14 protein-coding genes and 1 tRNA gene are annotated in these 12,779 nt (G+C 67.4%); 7 read left to right on the top strand and 8 right to left on the bottom strand.

Annotated elements, in window-relative coordinates; translation table 11 throughout:
• Positions 1-8 precede the first annotated feature (8 nt).
• The 7 genes from phbB (at position 9) to J7654_RS17035 (ending at position 7,905) form a co-directional block, all read left to right on the top strand.
• Positions 9-734, top strand: a complete 726-nt coding sequence (gene phbB / locus J7654_RS17065; protein ID WP_209737031.1) for an acetoacetyl-CoA reductase — start codon at positions 9-11, stop codon at positions 732-734.
• Positions 735-828: 94 nt separating this feature from the next.
• A complete protein-coding gene (locus J7654_RS17060; protein WP_209737030.1) occupies positions 829-1,191 on the top strand; it encodes a PepSY domain-containing protein in 363 nt (120 codons plus the stop codon).
• 122 nt (positions 1,192-1,313) lie between these two features.
• A complete protein-coding gene (locus J7654_RS17055; protein WP_209740668.1) occupies positions 1,314-4,553 on the top strand; it encodes a helicase-related protein in 3,240 nt (1,079 codons plus the stop codon).
• Between the two features lie 7 nt (positions 4,554-4,560).
• Positions 4,561-4,926 (top strand): RNA-binding S4 domain-containing protein, encoded by a 366-nt coding sequence (locus J7654_RS17050; RefSeq protein WP_209737029.1) that lies wholly within the window; start codon positions 4,561-4,563, stop codon positions 4,924-4,926.
• Positions 4,927-5,367: 441 nt separating this feature from the next.
• Complete coding sequence (gene fdxA, locus J7654_RS17045) at positions 5,368-5,706, top strand: ferredoxin FdxA (protein WP_209737028.1); 339 nt, start codon at positions 5,368-5,370, stop codon at positions 5,704-5,706.
• Positions 5,707-6,167: 461 nt separating this feature from the next.
• Complete coding sequence (locus J7654_RS17040) at positions 6,168-6,755, top strand: CarD family transcriptional regulator (RefSeq protein ID WP_209737027.1); 588 nt, start codon at positions 6,168-6,170, stop codon at positions 6,753-6,755.
• Positions 6,756-7,038: 283 nt separating this feature from the next.
• Positions 7,039-7,905, top strand: coding sequence for an RNA polymerase factor sigma-32 (locus tag J7654_RS17035; protein ID WP_209737026.1), 867 nt, complete (start codon positions 7,039-7,041; stop codon positions 7,903-7,905).
• 78 nt (positions 7,906-7,983) lie between these two features.
• Here J7654_RS17035 and J7654_RS17030 read toward each other — a convergent pair whose 3' ends face one another.
• The 8 genes from J7654_RS17030 to J7654_RS16995 all read right to left on the bottom strand — a co-directional run bounded on the left by J7654_RS17030 (position 7,984) and on the right by J7654_RS16995 (position 12,716).
• Positions 7,984-9,435, bottom strand: a complete 1,452-nt coding sequence (locus J7654_RS17030) for a M48 family metalloprotease (protein WP_245195792.1) — start codon at positions 9,433-9,435, stop codon at positions 7,984-7,986.
• Between the two features lie 526 nt (positions 9,436-9,961).
• Positions 9,962-10,174 carry a cold-shock protein gene (locus tag J7654_RS17025; RefSeq protein WP_209737025.1) on the bottom strand — a complete coding sequence of 71 codons (213 nt, stop codon included), beginning with the start codon at positions 10,172-10,174 and terminating at the stop codon, positions 9,962-9,964.
• A 185-nt stretch (positions 10,175-10,359) separates the two neighbouring features.
• On the bottom strand, positions 10,360-10,638 hold the full coding sequence (gene rpsU / locus J7654_RS17020) for a 30S ribosomal protein S21 (protein WP_209737024.1): 279 nt from the start codon (positions 10,636-10,638) through the stop codon (positions 10,360-10,362).
• Positions 10,639-10,728: 90 nt separating this feature from the next.
• A complete protein-coding gene (locus J7654_RS17015; protein ID WP_209737023.1) occupies positions 10,729-10,938 on the bottom strand; it encodes a hypothetical protein in 210 nt (69 codons plus the stop codon).
• A 139-nt stretch (positions 10,939-11,077) separates the two neighbouring features.
• A tRNA-Arg gene (locus J7654_RS17010) sits at positions 11,078-11,154 on the bottom strand.
• Between the two features lie 49 nt (positions 11,155-11,203).
• Complete coding sequence (locus tag J7654_RS17005) at positions 11,204-11,656, bottom strand: pyridoxamine 5'-phosphate oxidase family protein (protein ID WP_209737022.1); 453 nt, start codon at positions 11,654-11,656, stop codon at positions 11,204-11,206.
• A gap of 53 nt (positions 11,657-11,709) precedes the next feature.
• A complete protein-coding gene (locus J7654_RS17000) occupies positions 11,710-12,075 on the bottom strand; it encodes a DUF427 domain-containing protein (protein ID WP_209737021.1) in 366 nt (121 codons plus the stop codon).
• A gap of 65 nt (positions 12,076-12,140) precedes the next feature.
• Positions 12,141-12,716, bottom strand: a complete 576-nt coding sequence (locus J7654_RS16995) for a DUF2585 family protein (RefSeq protein WP_209737020.1) — start codon at positions 12,714-12,716, stop codon at positions 12,141-12,143.
• Positions 12,717-12,779: the final 63 nt, after the last annotated feature.

Genomic DNA, 12,779 nt, shown 5'->3' with positions numbered 1-12,779 from the left:
GGAATCGCATGGGCAGGGTGGCGATCGTGACGGGAGGCACGCGCGGCATCGGCGCGGCGATCTCCCGGGCGCTGAAGGACGCCGGCTATGCGGTGGCCGCCAACTATGCCGGCAACGAGGAGCGGGCGAACGCCTTCGGCGCGCAGACGGGCATCCCGGTCTTCCAGTGGGACGTGGGCGACTTTGCGGCCTGCGAGGCCGGCGTGGCCGAGGTGGAGGCCGCGCTGGGGCCGGTGGAGGTGCTGGTCAACAATGCCGGCATCACGCGCGATGTCATGTTCCACAAGATGACGCCGCAGCAGTGGAACGAGGTGCTGACGACGAACCTCACGGGCCTGTTCAACATGACGCGCAATGTGTGGGAGGGCATGCGCGAACGCTCCTTCGGGCGCATCGTCTCCATCTCCTCCATCAACGGGCAGAAGGGGCAGGCGGGGCAGGTGAACTATTCGGCCGCCAAGGCCGGCGATCTCGGCTTCACCCGCGCGCTCGCGCTGGAGGGGGCGGGGCGGAACATCACCGTCAACGCCATCTGCCCCGGCTATATCGACACGGAGATGATGGCAACGATCCCCGAGGACGTGATGCGCGAGGCGATCCTTCCGAAGATTCCCGTGGGGCGGCTGGGGGAGGCGCAGGAGATTGCGCGCTGCGTCCTCTTCCTCGTGGCGGACGATGCGGCTTTCGTGACGGGTTCGACGCTTTCGGCCAATGGTGGGCAGTACTTCGCCTGAACGCGGGTGATCCGCGTCTCGGGAACGCGGGCCCGCGCCGCGAGTTTACCGCTCACGCAACCAGCATTGCTGTCTGGCAACAAGGAACAGAACGATGATCAGGAAGTCGTGGACCTACGGGCTCGTGGCGCTCGCCGCCCTCGGCATCGCCACCCCGTCCGTGGCGCAGAGCATCCAGATCGGCCCGGATGGAATTCGCCTCGTCGAGCCCGGGCGCGAGGGGCAAAGGCGCGACGAGCGCGGCGGGCCGTCTCGTGAGGGCCCCCAGCGCGGCGGTCCTTCGCGCGAGATCGGCGAGCGGGACGCGGTGCGCATCGCGCGGGCGGAGGGCGTGAGGGAGGTCGATACGGTGAGCCGCAACCGCTCCAGCTACCGCGTATTGGGCGTGGACCGGCGCGGCGACGATATCCAGGTGGATGTCGACCGGCGCACGGGCGAGGTTCTCGCCGTCCGCTGAGGCGCGCCGTCCTCTTTGCAAGGGGCCCTGGCGCGTGGCGCCGGGGCCTTTTTATCTAGGTGGCTCCCAGCCCGCCGTTTGCGTTTTGAACGCGCCGACCCCACTATATCGGCTCAGTGATGATGAACGCCCCTTTCCCGACCCGTGCCGGCGATTCGAGATCGGCGTTCGACGGCACCGGCGTCACCGCTGTCCTCGGGCCGACCAACACCGGCAAGACGTTCCTCGCCATCGAGCGGATGGTTGCCCATTCATCGGGGGTGATCGGCCTGCCGTTGCGCCTTTTGGCGCGCGAGGTCTATCAGCGTGTCGTGGAGCGCGTGGGGGTGGGCGCGGTTGCGCTCATCACGGGCGAGGAGAAGATCAAGCCCAGGAACGCGCGCTACCAGATCTGCACCGTCGAGGCGATGCCGCGCGAGCCCTCCGCCGCCTTCGTCGCCATCGACGAGGTGCAGCTTTGCGGAGACCTGGAGCGCGGCCATGTCTTCACCGACCGCATCCTCCATGCACGCGGCCGCGAGGAAACGCTGCTTCTCGGCTCGCAGACCATGCGCGGCGTGCTCGAGCGCCTGTTGCCGGGCATTCGGTTCGTCACGCGGCCGCGCCTGTCCAACCTCCTCTACGCCGGCTCCAAGAAGATCACCCGGCTGGGGCGGCGCACCGCCGTCGTCGCCTTCTCGGCCGAGGAGGTCTACGCCATCGCCGAGTTGATCCGCCGCCAGCGCGGCGGGGCGGCGGTGGTTCTGGGCGCGCTCTCGCCCCGCACGCGGAACGCGCAGGTGGAGCTTTACCAGAACGGCGATGTCGAATTCCTGGTGGCGACGGACGCGATCGGCATGGGGCTGAACCTCGATGTCGATCATGTGGCCTTCGCGCAGGACTGGAAATATGACGGCTACCAGTATCGCCGCCTGACGCCGGCCGAATACGGCCAGATCGCCGGACGAGCCGGGCGCCATGTGCGCGACGGCACCTTCGGTGTGACGGGGCACACCGATTCGCTGGAGCCTGAACTGGTGGAGGCGCTGGAGGCGCATCGCTTCGAGCCCATGCGCGTGGCGCAATGGCGCTCGCGCCAGCTCGATTTCGCTTCGCTCGACAGGCTGAAGGCCAGCCTCGAGACCCTGCCGCCCGCGCCGGAGCTGACACGCGCGCTGCCCTCAGTGGACCAGCGGGCGCTGGAGTTCCTCTCGCGCGACGAGGAGGTGGCGCAGAAGGCTACGGGGCCGCGCGCGGTGGAGCTTCTTTGGGAGGCTTGCAAGCTGCCGGACTACCGCCGCATCGCGCCAGCGCAACACGCTGAAATCATTGCTCAAATATACGGGGACCTGGTGAGCCGGGGGCATGTGGCCGAGGACTATATGGCGGCGCAGGTGCGGCGTGCGGACCTGGCCGAGGGCGATATCGACGCCCTGTCCCAGCGCATCGCGGAAATCCGCACCTGGACCTATATTTCCCACCGCCCCGGCTGGCTGGCCGATCCGACACACTGGCAGGAAAAGACCAGGCTGATCGAAGACCGCTTGTCCGACGCGCTTCACGAGCGGTTGACGAAACGCTTCGTAGACCGCAGGACAAGCGTCTTGATGCGGCGGTTGAGAGAGAACGCATTCATGGAAGCTGAAATCGGCGGCGACGGCACGGTGCGTGTCGAAGGCCACCATGTGGGCGAGCTGCAAGGCTTCAGGTTCACCGCGGACTCGCGTTCGGACGGGCAGGACGCCAAGGCCGTGCGTGCGGCCGCGCAGAAGGCGCTGGCCGGGGAGTACGACGCCCGCGCGGAGCGCTTCTCCAACTCGCCCAATGGCGACATCGCGCTGGGGCAGGACGGGCTCCTGCGCTGGCTCGGGGCGCCGGTGGCAAGCCTGACGGCCGGCGCCGAGCCGCTCTCGCCGCGTGTCGTGCTTCTGGCCGACGAGCAGTTGACAGGCCCGGCCCGCGACAAGGTGGCCGCCCGGGCCGAGCGCTACGTGACCTACCAAGTCTCCACCGTGCTCAAGCCGCTGGCCGACCTTCGCGCCGGCGAGGGGCTGGAGGGCTCGGCCAAGGGCATTGCCTACCGGCTTTCCGAGAATTACGGCCTGTTGCAGCGCCGTGACGTATCCGAGGACGTGCGCGGCCTGGACCAGGAGGCGCGTGCCGCGCTGCGCCGGCTGGGCGTGCGCTTCGGCGCCTACCACATCTTCGTTCCCGCGCTGGTGAAGCCGGCGCCGGCCAACCTCCTGACGCTCCTGTGGGGCATCGCGACGGAGGGGCGGGACAAGGCGGGCTACGGCGAAGTCACCCAGCTCCTGGCCACCGGCCGCACCTCGGTGAAGCCCGATCCGGCCTTCGATCCCGCCTTCTACGCGCTGGCGGGCTATCGTGTGCTCGGCAACCGTGCCGTGCGCGTGGACATATTGGAGCGGCTGGCGGACCTTATCCGGCCGGCGCTCGCCTGGAAGCCGGGCACGGGCAAGCGCCCCGATGGCGGCTATGACGGGCGCGAGTTCGTCGTGACGCCGGCCATGATGTCGATTCTGGGCGCCACCGCCGAGGATATGGACGAGATTCTCAAGGGCCTCGGCTATCGCTCGCACGGGGTGGATGCGCGCGTGGTGGAGAAGACCGTCGCGGAGGCCGACACCGCCTTCGAGGCCGCGCAGGCTTCGCGGGTGCAAGCCAGGCTGGCGGAGGAGGCGGCGCAGGCCGCCGCCGCCGCGCAGGCGGCCGGAACGGAAGGCGAGACCGAGTCCACCGAGGCGCCAGCCATGGAGCCGTCGGCCGCCGTGTCGGAGGCGGAGGCGGTGGAGACGCAGAGCGAGGAGCCGCGCCCGGTCGATACGGTTCTCTCCGACAATGCCTCTGCCGAAACGGTGGAGGTTCCGCACGGCGACGAGCAGCCGGAAGCGAACGATGCGGCGCCGGGCGGCGAGGCGCCTCCGCAGCCGGCGAGCGTCGGCCAGCACGAGGAAGACGCATCCCCGTCCGCTTCGCCCCTTGAGGAGGAGGTTAAGCTCGTTCAGCTTTGGCGCCCCTCTCGCGGGGACCAGCGCGGCGGGCGCCGCGACGGACGCGGACAGCGTGCGCCGGGGCAGCACCAGGGCGAGCGGCAGGGCCAGCCGGGCAGGGGGCGGCGGCCGGAAGGCGAGGGCGGCGCCGGGCGTCCGGCCTCCGCCAAGGGCGAACCGCGCGGCGAGCGGCCCGGCGGCAAGGGCGGTTTCAAGGGCAAGGGCAAGCCGCGCTTCGAGGAGCGGCCCGAAGCGCGCGGCCCGCGCCCGGAGCAGGGCGGCCCGCGCCGATCGGAAAAGCCCTCGCGGCCGATTGATCCCGATTCACCCTTCGCCAAGCTCGCGGCGCTGAAAGACAAGTTGAAGAGCTGAGCGGCGCATGGCGGGCGGAGGACAGCGCATCGACAAGTGGCTGTTCTTCGCGCGCATCGCCAAGTCGCGGAGCCTGGCCCAGAAGCTCGCCGTCTCCGGGGCCGTGCGCGTGAACCGCGAGAAGATCTCGCAGTCGGCGCGGATCGTTCGGCCCGGCGACGTGCTGACGCTGGCGCTGGAAAGCCGCGTCCTCGTGCTGAAGGTGCTGGAACCGGGAGAGCGGCGCGGCCCGGCGCCCGAGGCGCGCACGCTCTACGAGGATCTGTCTCCACCGCCCGCGCCTCCCGAGCCCGGCAGGCCCGATGCGGGGCCGCGCCCCTCCTCGCGCGAGCGGCAGGAGGCGCGCCGGTTCAAAGCATCGGGTGATCATTAGAGCGCAGTTCGGCAGGCCCTGTGCGGCCCATCAAGGCGAGGACGGGCGCTTTGGCAAGCTATGGCCGAAGCGCGGACCGGTTGGGGCTGGCCGGCCCTTGCGGTAAGCCTGTGCTGCGATGCTCATTGTCGGCTGGCTTCGCGGGGTCTGCTGGCGCGACCCGCGCCGTCCTTCGCCGCGATCCGACGGAGAAGGCGGACGGAATGACGTCTTCGGTCGTCCGGTTCTGGAGGGGGCGTAGCGTCTCGGACAAAACCCGCCGGTCGGGGCAAAGCGTTTCCCCTGCCATGCGTAAGGCGCAATGCTTTGCCCTTGCAAGCGCCCGTGCCAAAGGCTACCTCCGGGCGGATATCGCAAAAAGTCCGCCGGGTCCGCTCTGGCGGCGTCTGCCTCGATCCAGCGACGATGCGCTGCGGAAAGGCTCGACCCAAGGCCCTAGCCATGACCTATGTCGTCACCGACAACTGCATTCGCTGCAAATACATGGACTGCGTGGAAGTCTGTCCGGTGGACTGCTTCTACGAGGGCGACAACATGCTCGTCATCCATCCTGACGAATGCATCGACTGCGGCGTCTGCGAGCCCGAGTGCCCGGCCGAGGCGATCAGCCCGGACACCGAGCCCAATCTCGACAAATGGCTGAAGGTGAACGCCGAATACGCCGAGAAATGGCCGAACATCACCATCAAGCGCGATCCGCCGGCCGACCATAAGGAATTCGACGGGGAAGAGGGCAAGTTCGAGAAGTATTTCTCGCCGGAGCCCGGTTCGGGCGACTGATCGCCGGCTGCCGGACCGACGCTACGTCGCGCCCAAACCCGGCCTTTTCTGCGCCAGGGTGGAGATACCTTCGAGCGGTGGCCGGTTTCTCCGGAGCGAATTCGGGCGCGTAGAGCCGAAATCGGCTCGATGAAGCTTGCGTGGGGCGCAATTTCCTTGAAATTTGCGCGCGAGTAGGGTATTATTTCTGCAACAGTCGAATGCCGGAGCGGGCCGAGCGAACTCGACCCGGTATTCTTCCCGCTATTCTCCGAAAGGCGCTCTTCGTCAGCTCTGCTCGTCGTCGCCAGGGCTCTAAGGCCCTGTGCTGCCGCGCCTGCGCTCGGACAAAGGCATCCCCTTAGGGTCTGCGGACTGTTGCCCACTGGAAGGTGGCGCTCGCGAAACCGGCGGCGAACCAGCGTCGTCCCCGTGCTTAGCTTCTGTCGCGGCTCGGCACAACAGGGAGTTTTACAAAGCGTATGAGCATTCAGAAGAAGACCTCCCAGCGCCAAGGTTTCAAGACCGGCGAGAGCATCGTCTACCCCGCCCACGGCGTGGGGCAGATCGTGGCGATCGAGGAGCAGGAAGTGGCGGGCATGAAGCTCGAGCTCTTCGTGATCGACTTCGAGAAAGACAAGATGCGTCTCAAGGTGCCTGTCGCCAAGGCGGAGAGCGTCGGCATGCGCAAGCTCTCCGAGACCGATTTCGTGGATCGCGCTCTCAAGGTCGTGCAGGGCAGGGCCCGCGTGAAGAAGACCATGTGGAGCCGCCGCGCCCAGGAATACGACGCCAAGATCAACTCCGGCGACCTGATCCAGATCGCGGAAGTCGTGCGCGATCTCTACCGCGCTGAGAGCCAGCCCGAGCAGTCCTATTCCGAGCGCCAGCTCTATGAGGCGGCGCTCGGCCGCATGGCGCGCGAGATCGCGGCCGTGAACGAGCTTTCGGAGACGGAAGCCGTGCGCCTGATCGAGGCCAACCTGAACAAGGGCCCGAAGCGCACCAAGGGCGCCGAGGCCGAGGACGAGGCCGTCGAAGACGAGCCGGCGCAGGACGAAGCGGCCTGATCCGCTACGCCTCCTTCGAGCCATAATGATGAAGCCGGCCGCTCATTCGAGCGGCCGGCTTTTCTTTGGGCCGTTCTTTTGCTACTCGTAGACGAGCAGGGGGCGCTGGAGAACGGCGCCCCTTGCTTTTTTCCGATCCCTCTCCATCTTGCGCCAAAAAGTTTTCCCTCGTTGGAACGTTGTCGGCGCGCGCCCGTTATCGGCCCAGAAGGCGGGTGTCGGCGCATTGAAATTCGACCTCGTCTCGTCTGCGACTCGCCAGATCCGGGGAAGGTTCGATCTCATGAAATCCCAGTCCGCACGCCGAGTGATGATCCGCGCCGCCATGGCTGCGCCCTATCTCCAGCGGGAGGAAGAGTACGAACTCGCCATCCGCTGGAAGGAACAGCGCGATCAGGCCGCGCTCCACAAGATCACCTCGGCTCACATGCGGCTGGTCATTTCCATGGCCTCCAAGTTCCGCCATTTCGGCTTGGCGATGAACGACCTCATCCAGGAGGGCCATGTCGGCCTTCTGGAAGCGGCGGCGCGCTTCGAGCCGGAGCGCGAGGTGCGCTTCTCCACCTATGCGACATGGTGGATTCGTGCCTCGATCCAGGACTACATCCTGCGCAACTGGTCCATCGTCCGGGGCGGCACCTCCTCAGCGCAGAAGGCGCTCTTCTTCAACCTGCGCCGCCTGCGCGCGCGGCTGAGCCAGGGTTCCGACAGCCTGTCCGGCTCGGCCATGTATCGCGAGATCGCAACGGCCCTCAAAGTTTCCGAGAGCGATGTGGCGCTGATGGATTCGCGCCTCTCCGGCCCGGATTCCTCGCTCAACGCACCCTTGATGGATGACGAATCGGGCAGCGCGGACCGCCAGGATTTCCTCGTCGCCAACGACCCGCTGCCCGACGAGATGGTTTCGACCTCGATCGACGAGGAGAGGCGCGTGCACTGGTTGAACGATGCGCTGGACGTCCTGTCGGAACGCGAGCTGCGCATCATCCGCGAGCGGCGCCTGCGAGACGACGGGGCGACCTTGGAGGCGCTGGGCAGCAAGCTCGGCATCTCCAAGGAACGGGTGCGCCAGATCGAGACGCGGGCGCTGGAAAAGCTGCGCGCGGCCCTGCTCCAGACCAATCCCGACCAGGCGGCTTATGTGAGCTGATTGTTCCGCTGCCGGAAAACGGAAAAGGCCGCCCTCGAGGCGGCCTTTTCCGTTTGACCGTCGGCCGCTCCTCGCAGCCTATTCGGCAATGATCTTGTAGCGCTCGCCGGGACGAACCGCGCCGCCGCCTTCCAGTCCGTTCAACAGGCGGAACAGCTCCACACGCCGGTCCACCCCTTGCATTTTCGCGGCGATGGAGCTTTCGGTATCGCCGGCCCGCGCGGTGACGATGCGAATGCGCAGGGGCTTGAGCGCTTCCCGCTCGGCGGCGTCGAGAAGGCGGAAGGACTGCGAAATCCCGTCTGCGATCGGCTGCAGCCGCTCGGAAGAAGAGGCGGGAAGGGCGGTGAGGAACCGGTAGACCTGCGGGCCGACCCGCACCACCGTCACGTCGAAGACATAGGCCCCGCCCGAGGCGCGTGCCGAGACGGCTTCCAGATTGCCGATGCGCTTCTGGCGGATGCTGGCGGGATCGAGGCCGCCGATCCAGCCGCTTCCCACATAGTCCACCAGCGAGACGCGCGGGGGGAGGGCGACGCCATCGAAGCGCAGCGCCACATCGCCCGGCCCGGTGGCCAGCACCGCCTCGGCGGTGTTGTCGATGATGAAGCCCTCGGGAACGGTGAAGGTGATGCCGAGCGCAGGGTGATAGAAGGCGCGCTCGCGAACATAGCCCTCGGTGGCCGTGTCGCCGAAGAGCATCCCGTTGATGCCGTCGAGATAGCGGTCGCGGTCCGTGGTGCCGTTCTGCCCTGCAAATTGCGCCGCGTGCTGGCGGGCAAGCTGGACGCGCTGGGGGGCGGCGGGGTGCGAGGCCAGGAAGTCGAGTTCGGCGTTGGGTGCCTGGAAGGCATTGCGGAAGCGGGTGAAGGATTCCATCGCCTCCAGGAAGCGCGCGGCGGCGGTGGCGTCGTAGCCGGCGCTGCCGATCTGGCGAATGCCGAGCCCGTCCGCCTGGAGTTCCTGGTTGCGAGAGAAGCTGGCAAGGTTCAGCCGCCCGCGCGCCAGCGCGGCCTTGCCGGCCGGCTCGCTCGCCAGCACCTCCGTTACCACGCGCCCCGCCAGCTCGGCCGCTTCCTCGCGCTGCTGGCGCTCGATGCCGTGATTGGCCGCCACATGGGCCATTTCATGGGCGATGACGGCCGCGACTTCGGCCGAATCGTTGGCGAGCGCCAGAAGGCCGCGCGTGACGTAGAGATAACCGCCCGGAAGAGCGAAGGCGTTGACGTTGGGCGAATTGAGGATGGTGATGCGATAGGCGCGGCCCGGGTCCTGCGAGACCGCGCTCAGCTTGCCGACGATGCCGGCCAGCGCCCGTTCCAGCCTCTCGTCCGAATAGGCGCCGCCATAGGCGGCCAAGATGCGGGGGTGCTGCGTGCGGCCGATGGAGGATTGCGGGTCGTTCTGCTGCACGCCCTCGAAGGAAATGGGCTGGCGCGATTCGCCCGGCAGGTAGCCGGTGCGCAAGTCGGGACTGGTGGCGGTCTCCTCGAGGCCCTGGCCGAGCGTAGTGCAGCCGCCGAGCGTCATAAGCGCGGCAAGCCCCAATGCCGCGGGCCGCAGGCGGCGCCGAGTGTGCAGTCGGGGCCGGTGCGTGTCCGGCAATGTCCTGGCCATCCCCGTCATCGAAGTGCCGTTCCCCCGGGTATCCTTCCGCATCAAAGGCGGCGGCCCTTTCCTATCGCAGGCGGGGCCGAAGGCGAAAGCGCGCCGGTGCAACAGGCCCGTCCCAATGCTTGTCGCGGCGCGGCTCCGGCGTCCTTCCCTCGCCGCCAAATCCGCCCGAAATAGGACCGGGCGCGTGGAGCATGCTTGCCGGTGCGGGGGTGTCCTCGATTCGAGGCACGCCCGCATCCTCACGGCGAAGGCCCGTCAAGGCTGCGGCAGACGAAAGGGGCGCCAATAAAAAACGGCCGGCGAGGCGCATGCCTGCCGACCGGGTCCGCGACGAGCCCCTGCGGGTGTCGCTTTTGGCCCGTCGCGCCGCCGGTACATCCGTGGTCGGCGCGCGCAGGCCTGATCTGGGCTCCCCGCTTCCGGGGAAGCGGAGGCTCGACTAGTCGAGAGCCTTGAGGTTGTCGGCCGACATCTTGCCGGAACGACGATCCTGAACGAGCTCGAACGAGACCTTCTGGCCGTCCGTCAGGCCGCTGAGGCCCGAGCGCTCCACGGCGCTGATGTGGACGAAAGCATCGCTGCCGCCGCCATCGGGGGCGATGAAGCCATAGCCCTTGTCGTGATTAAACCACTTAACGGTTCCCGTCGCCATGGGACACCTTTCTTACGTAAAAGTTCCGGCAGGTGCGCAGGGTGCGCACCCTTTTGAATCGATGTGTAGGGGAGAAACTGAAGGAGCAAGTCGCTGTTTTCCAGCGAAGGGCCACAAGTCCCGGCCGTCGATCGACAGCCGCACTATGGACCTTCTGCGCCGGCACGGCAAGCCCCGCTCGCAAACTATCGCGAGACGCCGACGGAGGGCGCGGGCGCCGCACCCGGACGGGGCGGGCGAACCTTGCGCTTGGGGCCCGGAAGCAGGCCTTCGCGCTGGGCGTTCTTGCGATTGAGCTTCTTGGCGCGCCGAACGGCGTCCGCCTTCTCGCGCGCGCGCCGCTCGGACGGCTTTTCGTAGGCGCGGCGCGCCTTCATCTCACGAAACACGCCTTCGCGCTGAAGCTTCTTCTTCAGGACGCGGAGCGCCTGATCGACATTGTTGTCTCGAACGAGGACCTGCAAGATTTCTCCAAACTGGCCGCGCCGGGTCGGGCGCGTCCCTCAAGGTTGAAATTCGACGGTATAAGCGACGCGAGGCGTTCGCGATAGCCGTCAGGATGCGCGTTTGCGTTTGCGCACCGGCTTGGCGGGCGCTTCGGGCGGCGGAGCAGCCGCTTCCTGCTCCATGCGCATGAGGCGCAACTTGGCGGTTTTCTCCACGCGTGCCTTTGTCTCGGCAGCGATCATGCTCATCGCGGAACCCTTCTCTGCCCTGTCGGCCATGGGCCTGGCGGGAAAGGTGCTCTTGGCTTCGGCGCTCATCAGGCGACTTTCGAATCGGCGGGACGCCGATACACGCGCATTTGCGTCAAAGGCTCCGGCAAGCGTGGAAGGGACATCATTATCCCATATAGGTCCGACCGGTCGAATTGCGAGCCGTGCAACGCAATCCCCAAGCCGGTGGTGATCCCAGTAGGGCTCGAACCTACGACCCCCAGATTAGGAATCTGGTGCTCTATCCTGCTGAGCTATGGGACCTGCCGCGCGCACCATAAGGCGATCGCGCGCCGATGCAAAGTCCCGTCCGTCACGCAAGGGCCGCGCTGTCGAGCGCGATCTCGCCCTCGTCCTCACCATTCCAGTAATGGGCGCGGGTGGCACGAACCTTGATGAGGACGATGTTCGGCGTGTCGACGCCGTTCTTGAACCAGTAGTTCAGCTCGGGCGTCCAATGAGCCTCGAAGGCGCTCTTGTCGCGGATAAGCTCGGCCGTGCCCTCGATGGCGATGAAGAGTGGCGGTCCGCCCAAGAGGCCCGCCTTGCCCTGGAAGCCGAGGCCGACCTTCGGGTCATGCTCGATATCGGAGATCGTGCGTGCCTCCTCATAGGCGAAGAAGAACGAGTCGCCGTCGAAGTCGACATCGCCGTTGTTGCTCATCGGACGCGCGGCTATGTCGCCGCCGGCGGATTTGCTCGACAACATGCAGAAATCGATCCCGCGCATGGCCTGGGAAAGATCGGAGAGCGTCATCTGGCTCATGTTTCATCTCCCTTCCGGGTTGGTTGAAGCCGGGTCCGGCGCCGCAAGGCGGGTCAGCCGACGGTGATGTTGAAGGGATTGGGGTCGAAGCCGAGATGATCGGCGAGCTGGCGCTCACTCTCGCCGGGCTTCGTGAGCGTCCACACCGCATTGGCGACGCCGCCGCCGGACGCGACCACGGACCAATAGCGCGGGGCGCCGTCGCCGCTATCTGCCGGCGGCTCGTCCGACTCCGTCAGGTGCTCCATGTAGACGTCCTTGCGCGGGACGTAATAGACCGGCGAGCCTCCATCCTGCGTGACGAGCAGCGCCTCGTTGCTGGCCGCGATCACCGCATCGTGGCGCTTGATCACGAGCGGGCGCGCCTCGCGCTCGATGAGCAGGCGGCCGGCGCCGGGCGCCGTGTTCTGGGGGTGCATGGAACCTCTCCCTTTCGTTCCCGAAGAGGTTAAGTCGCCCGGCCTCCAGGCGTTCCACGGCGTCGTCAGACCGGTAGGCCGAGGACGCGCAGCGCGCCGAGCGCATAGCCGTCATTGGCCATGGACCAGACCAGCGCTTCCAGGCCCAGCGCCAGCGTCAGCATGGCCCAGCCCGGCAGGGCGCGGCCGATGAGGAAGCCGAGGACGACGAAGAGGGTGTCGGCGACGGCGTTGAGAATGGAATCGCCCGCATAGGGCGGCGCGCCCGGCGCGTTGCCGAACACCGCGATGATAAAGGGCAGGTTCTCCACCGCCTCCCAGATCGCGGCGGAGGCGAAGGCGACCAGAAGCCGGCGCCCGACAGGCCAATGGGGGCGGATGGTATCGAGCCAGAGCCAGAGCGCGAGGCCGAAGACGATGTGAAGCGCCGAATACCAGTCCGCCACCTGCTGCGAGGTCTGCGGGGAGGCGGCGTCGGCCACGAAGAGGCGCACCGTCCCGCATGGGCAGGCGGCCGGGCGCCCGGCCGCCAGCAGCCAGAGGACGAGCGCTGCCAGGATGGCCACGGCAATGGCGATTCGCCCGGCGGGGGTGTCCGCAAGGCTTGTGCGCTCGGTCAGGAAAGGGGAAGAGGAATTCACCGTCGCCGGCCGGCGATTGTTGGTTCAGCGGGCAAGTCGGCCTTCCATTCCCTTGGGTCTCGC

Source organism: Aureimonas populi (genome assembly GCF_017815515.1).
Classification (GTDB): Bacteria; Pseudomonadota; Alphaproteobacteria; order Rhizobiales; family Rhizobiaceae; genus Aureimonas; species Aureimonas populi.
Note: the sequence above shows the minus strand (reverse complement) of the source record. Positions and strands in the feature narration are given on the sequence as shown.

Coding starts and splice junctions, on each gene's coding strand:
- phbB (WP_209737031.1), top strand. CDS start 9: ATGGGCAGGGTGGCGATCGTGACGGGAGGCACGCGCGGCATCGGCGCG.
- J7654_RS17030 (WP_245195792.1), bottom strand. CDS start 9,435: ATGACGCTCGGCGGCTGCACTACGCTCGGCCAGGGCCTCGAGGAGACC.
- J7654_RS17015 (WP_209737023.1), bottom strand. CDS start 10,938: ATGAGCGCCGAAGCCAAGAGCACCTTTCCCGCCAGGCCCATGGCCGAC.
- fdxA (WP_209737028.1), top strand. CDS start 5,368: ATGACCTATGTCGTCACCGACAACTGCATTCGCTGCAAATACATGGAC.
- J7654_RS17040 (WP_209737027.1), top strand. CDS start 6,168: ATGAGCATTCAGAAGAAGACCTCCCAGCGCCAAGGTTTCAAGACCGGC.
- J7654_RS17025 (WP_209737025.1), bottom strand. CDS start 10,174: ATGGCGACGGGAACCGTTAAGTGGTTTAATCACGACAAGGGCTATGGC.
- J7654_RS17035 (WP_209737026.1), top strand. CDS start 7,039: ATGAAATCCCAGTCCGCACGCCGAGTGATGATCCGCGCCGCCATGGCT.
- J7654_RS17050 (WP_209737029.1), top strand. CDS start 4,561: ATGGCGGGCGGAGGACAGCGCATCGACAAGTGGCTGTTCTTCGCGCGC.
- J7654_RS17000 (WP_209737021.1), bottom strand. CDS start 12,075: ATGCACCCCCAGAACACGGCGCCCGGCGCCGGCCGCCTGCTCATCGAG.
- J7654_RS17060 (WP_209737030.1), top strand. CDS start 829: ATGATCAGGAAGTCGTGGACCTACGGGCTCGTGGCGCTCGCCGCCCTC.
- J7654_RS17055 (WP_209740668.1), top strand. CDS start 1,314: ATGAACGCCCCTTTCCCGACCCGTGCCGGCGATTCGAGATCGGCGTTC.
- J7654_RS17005 (WP_209737022.1), bottom strand. CDS start 11,656: ATGAGCCAGATGACGCTCTCCGATCTTTCCCAGGCCATGCGCGGGATC.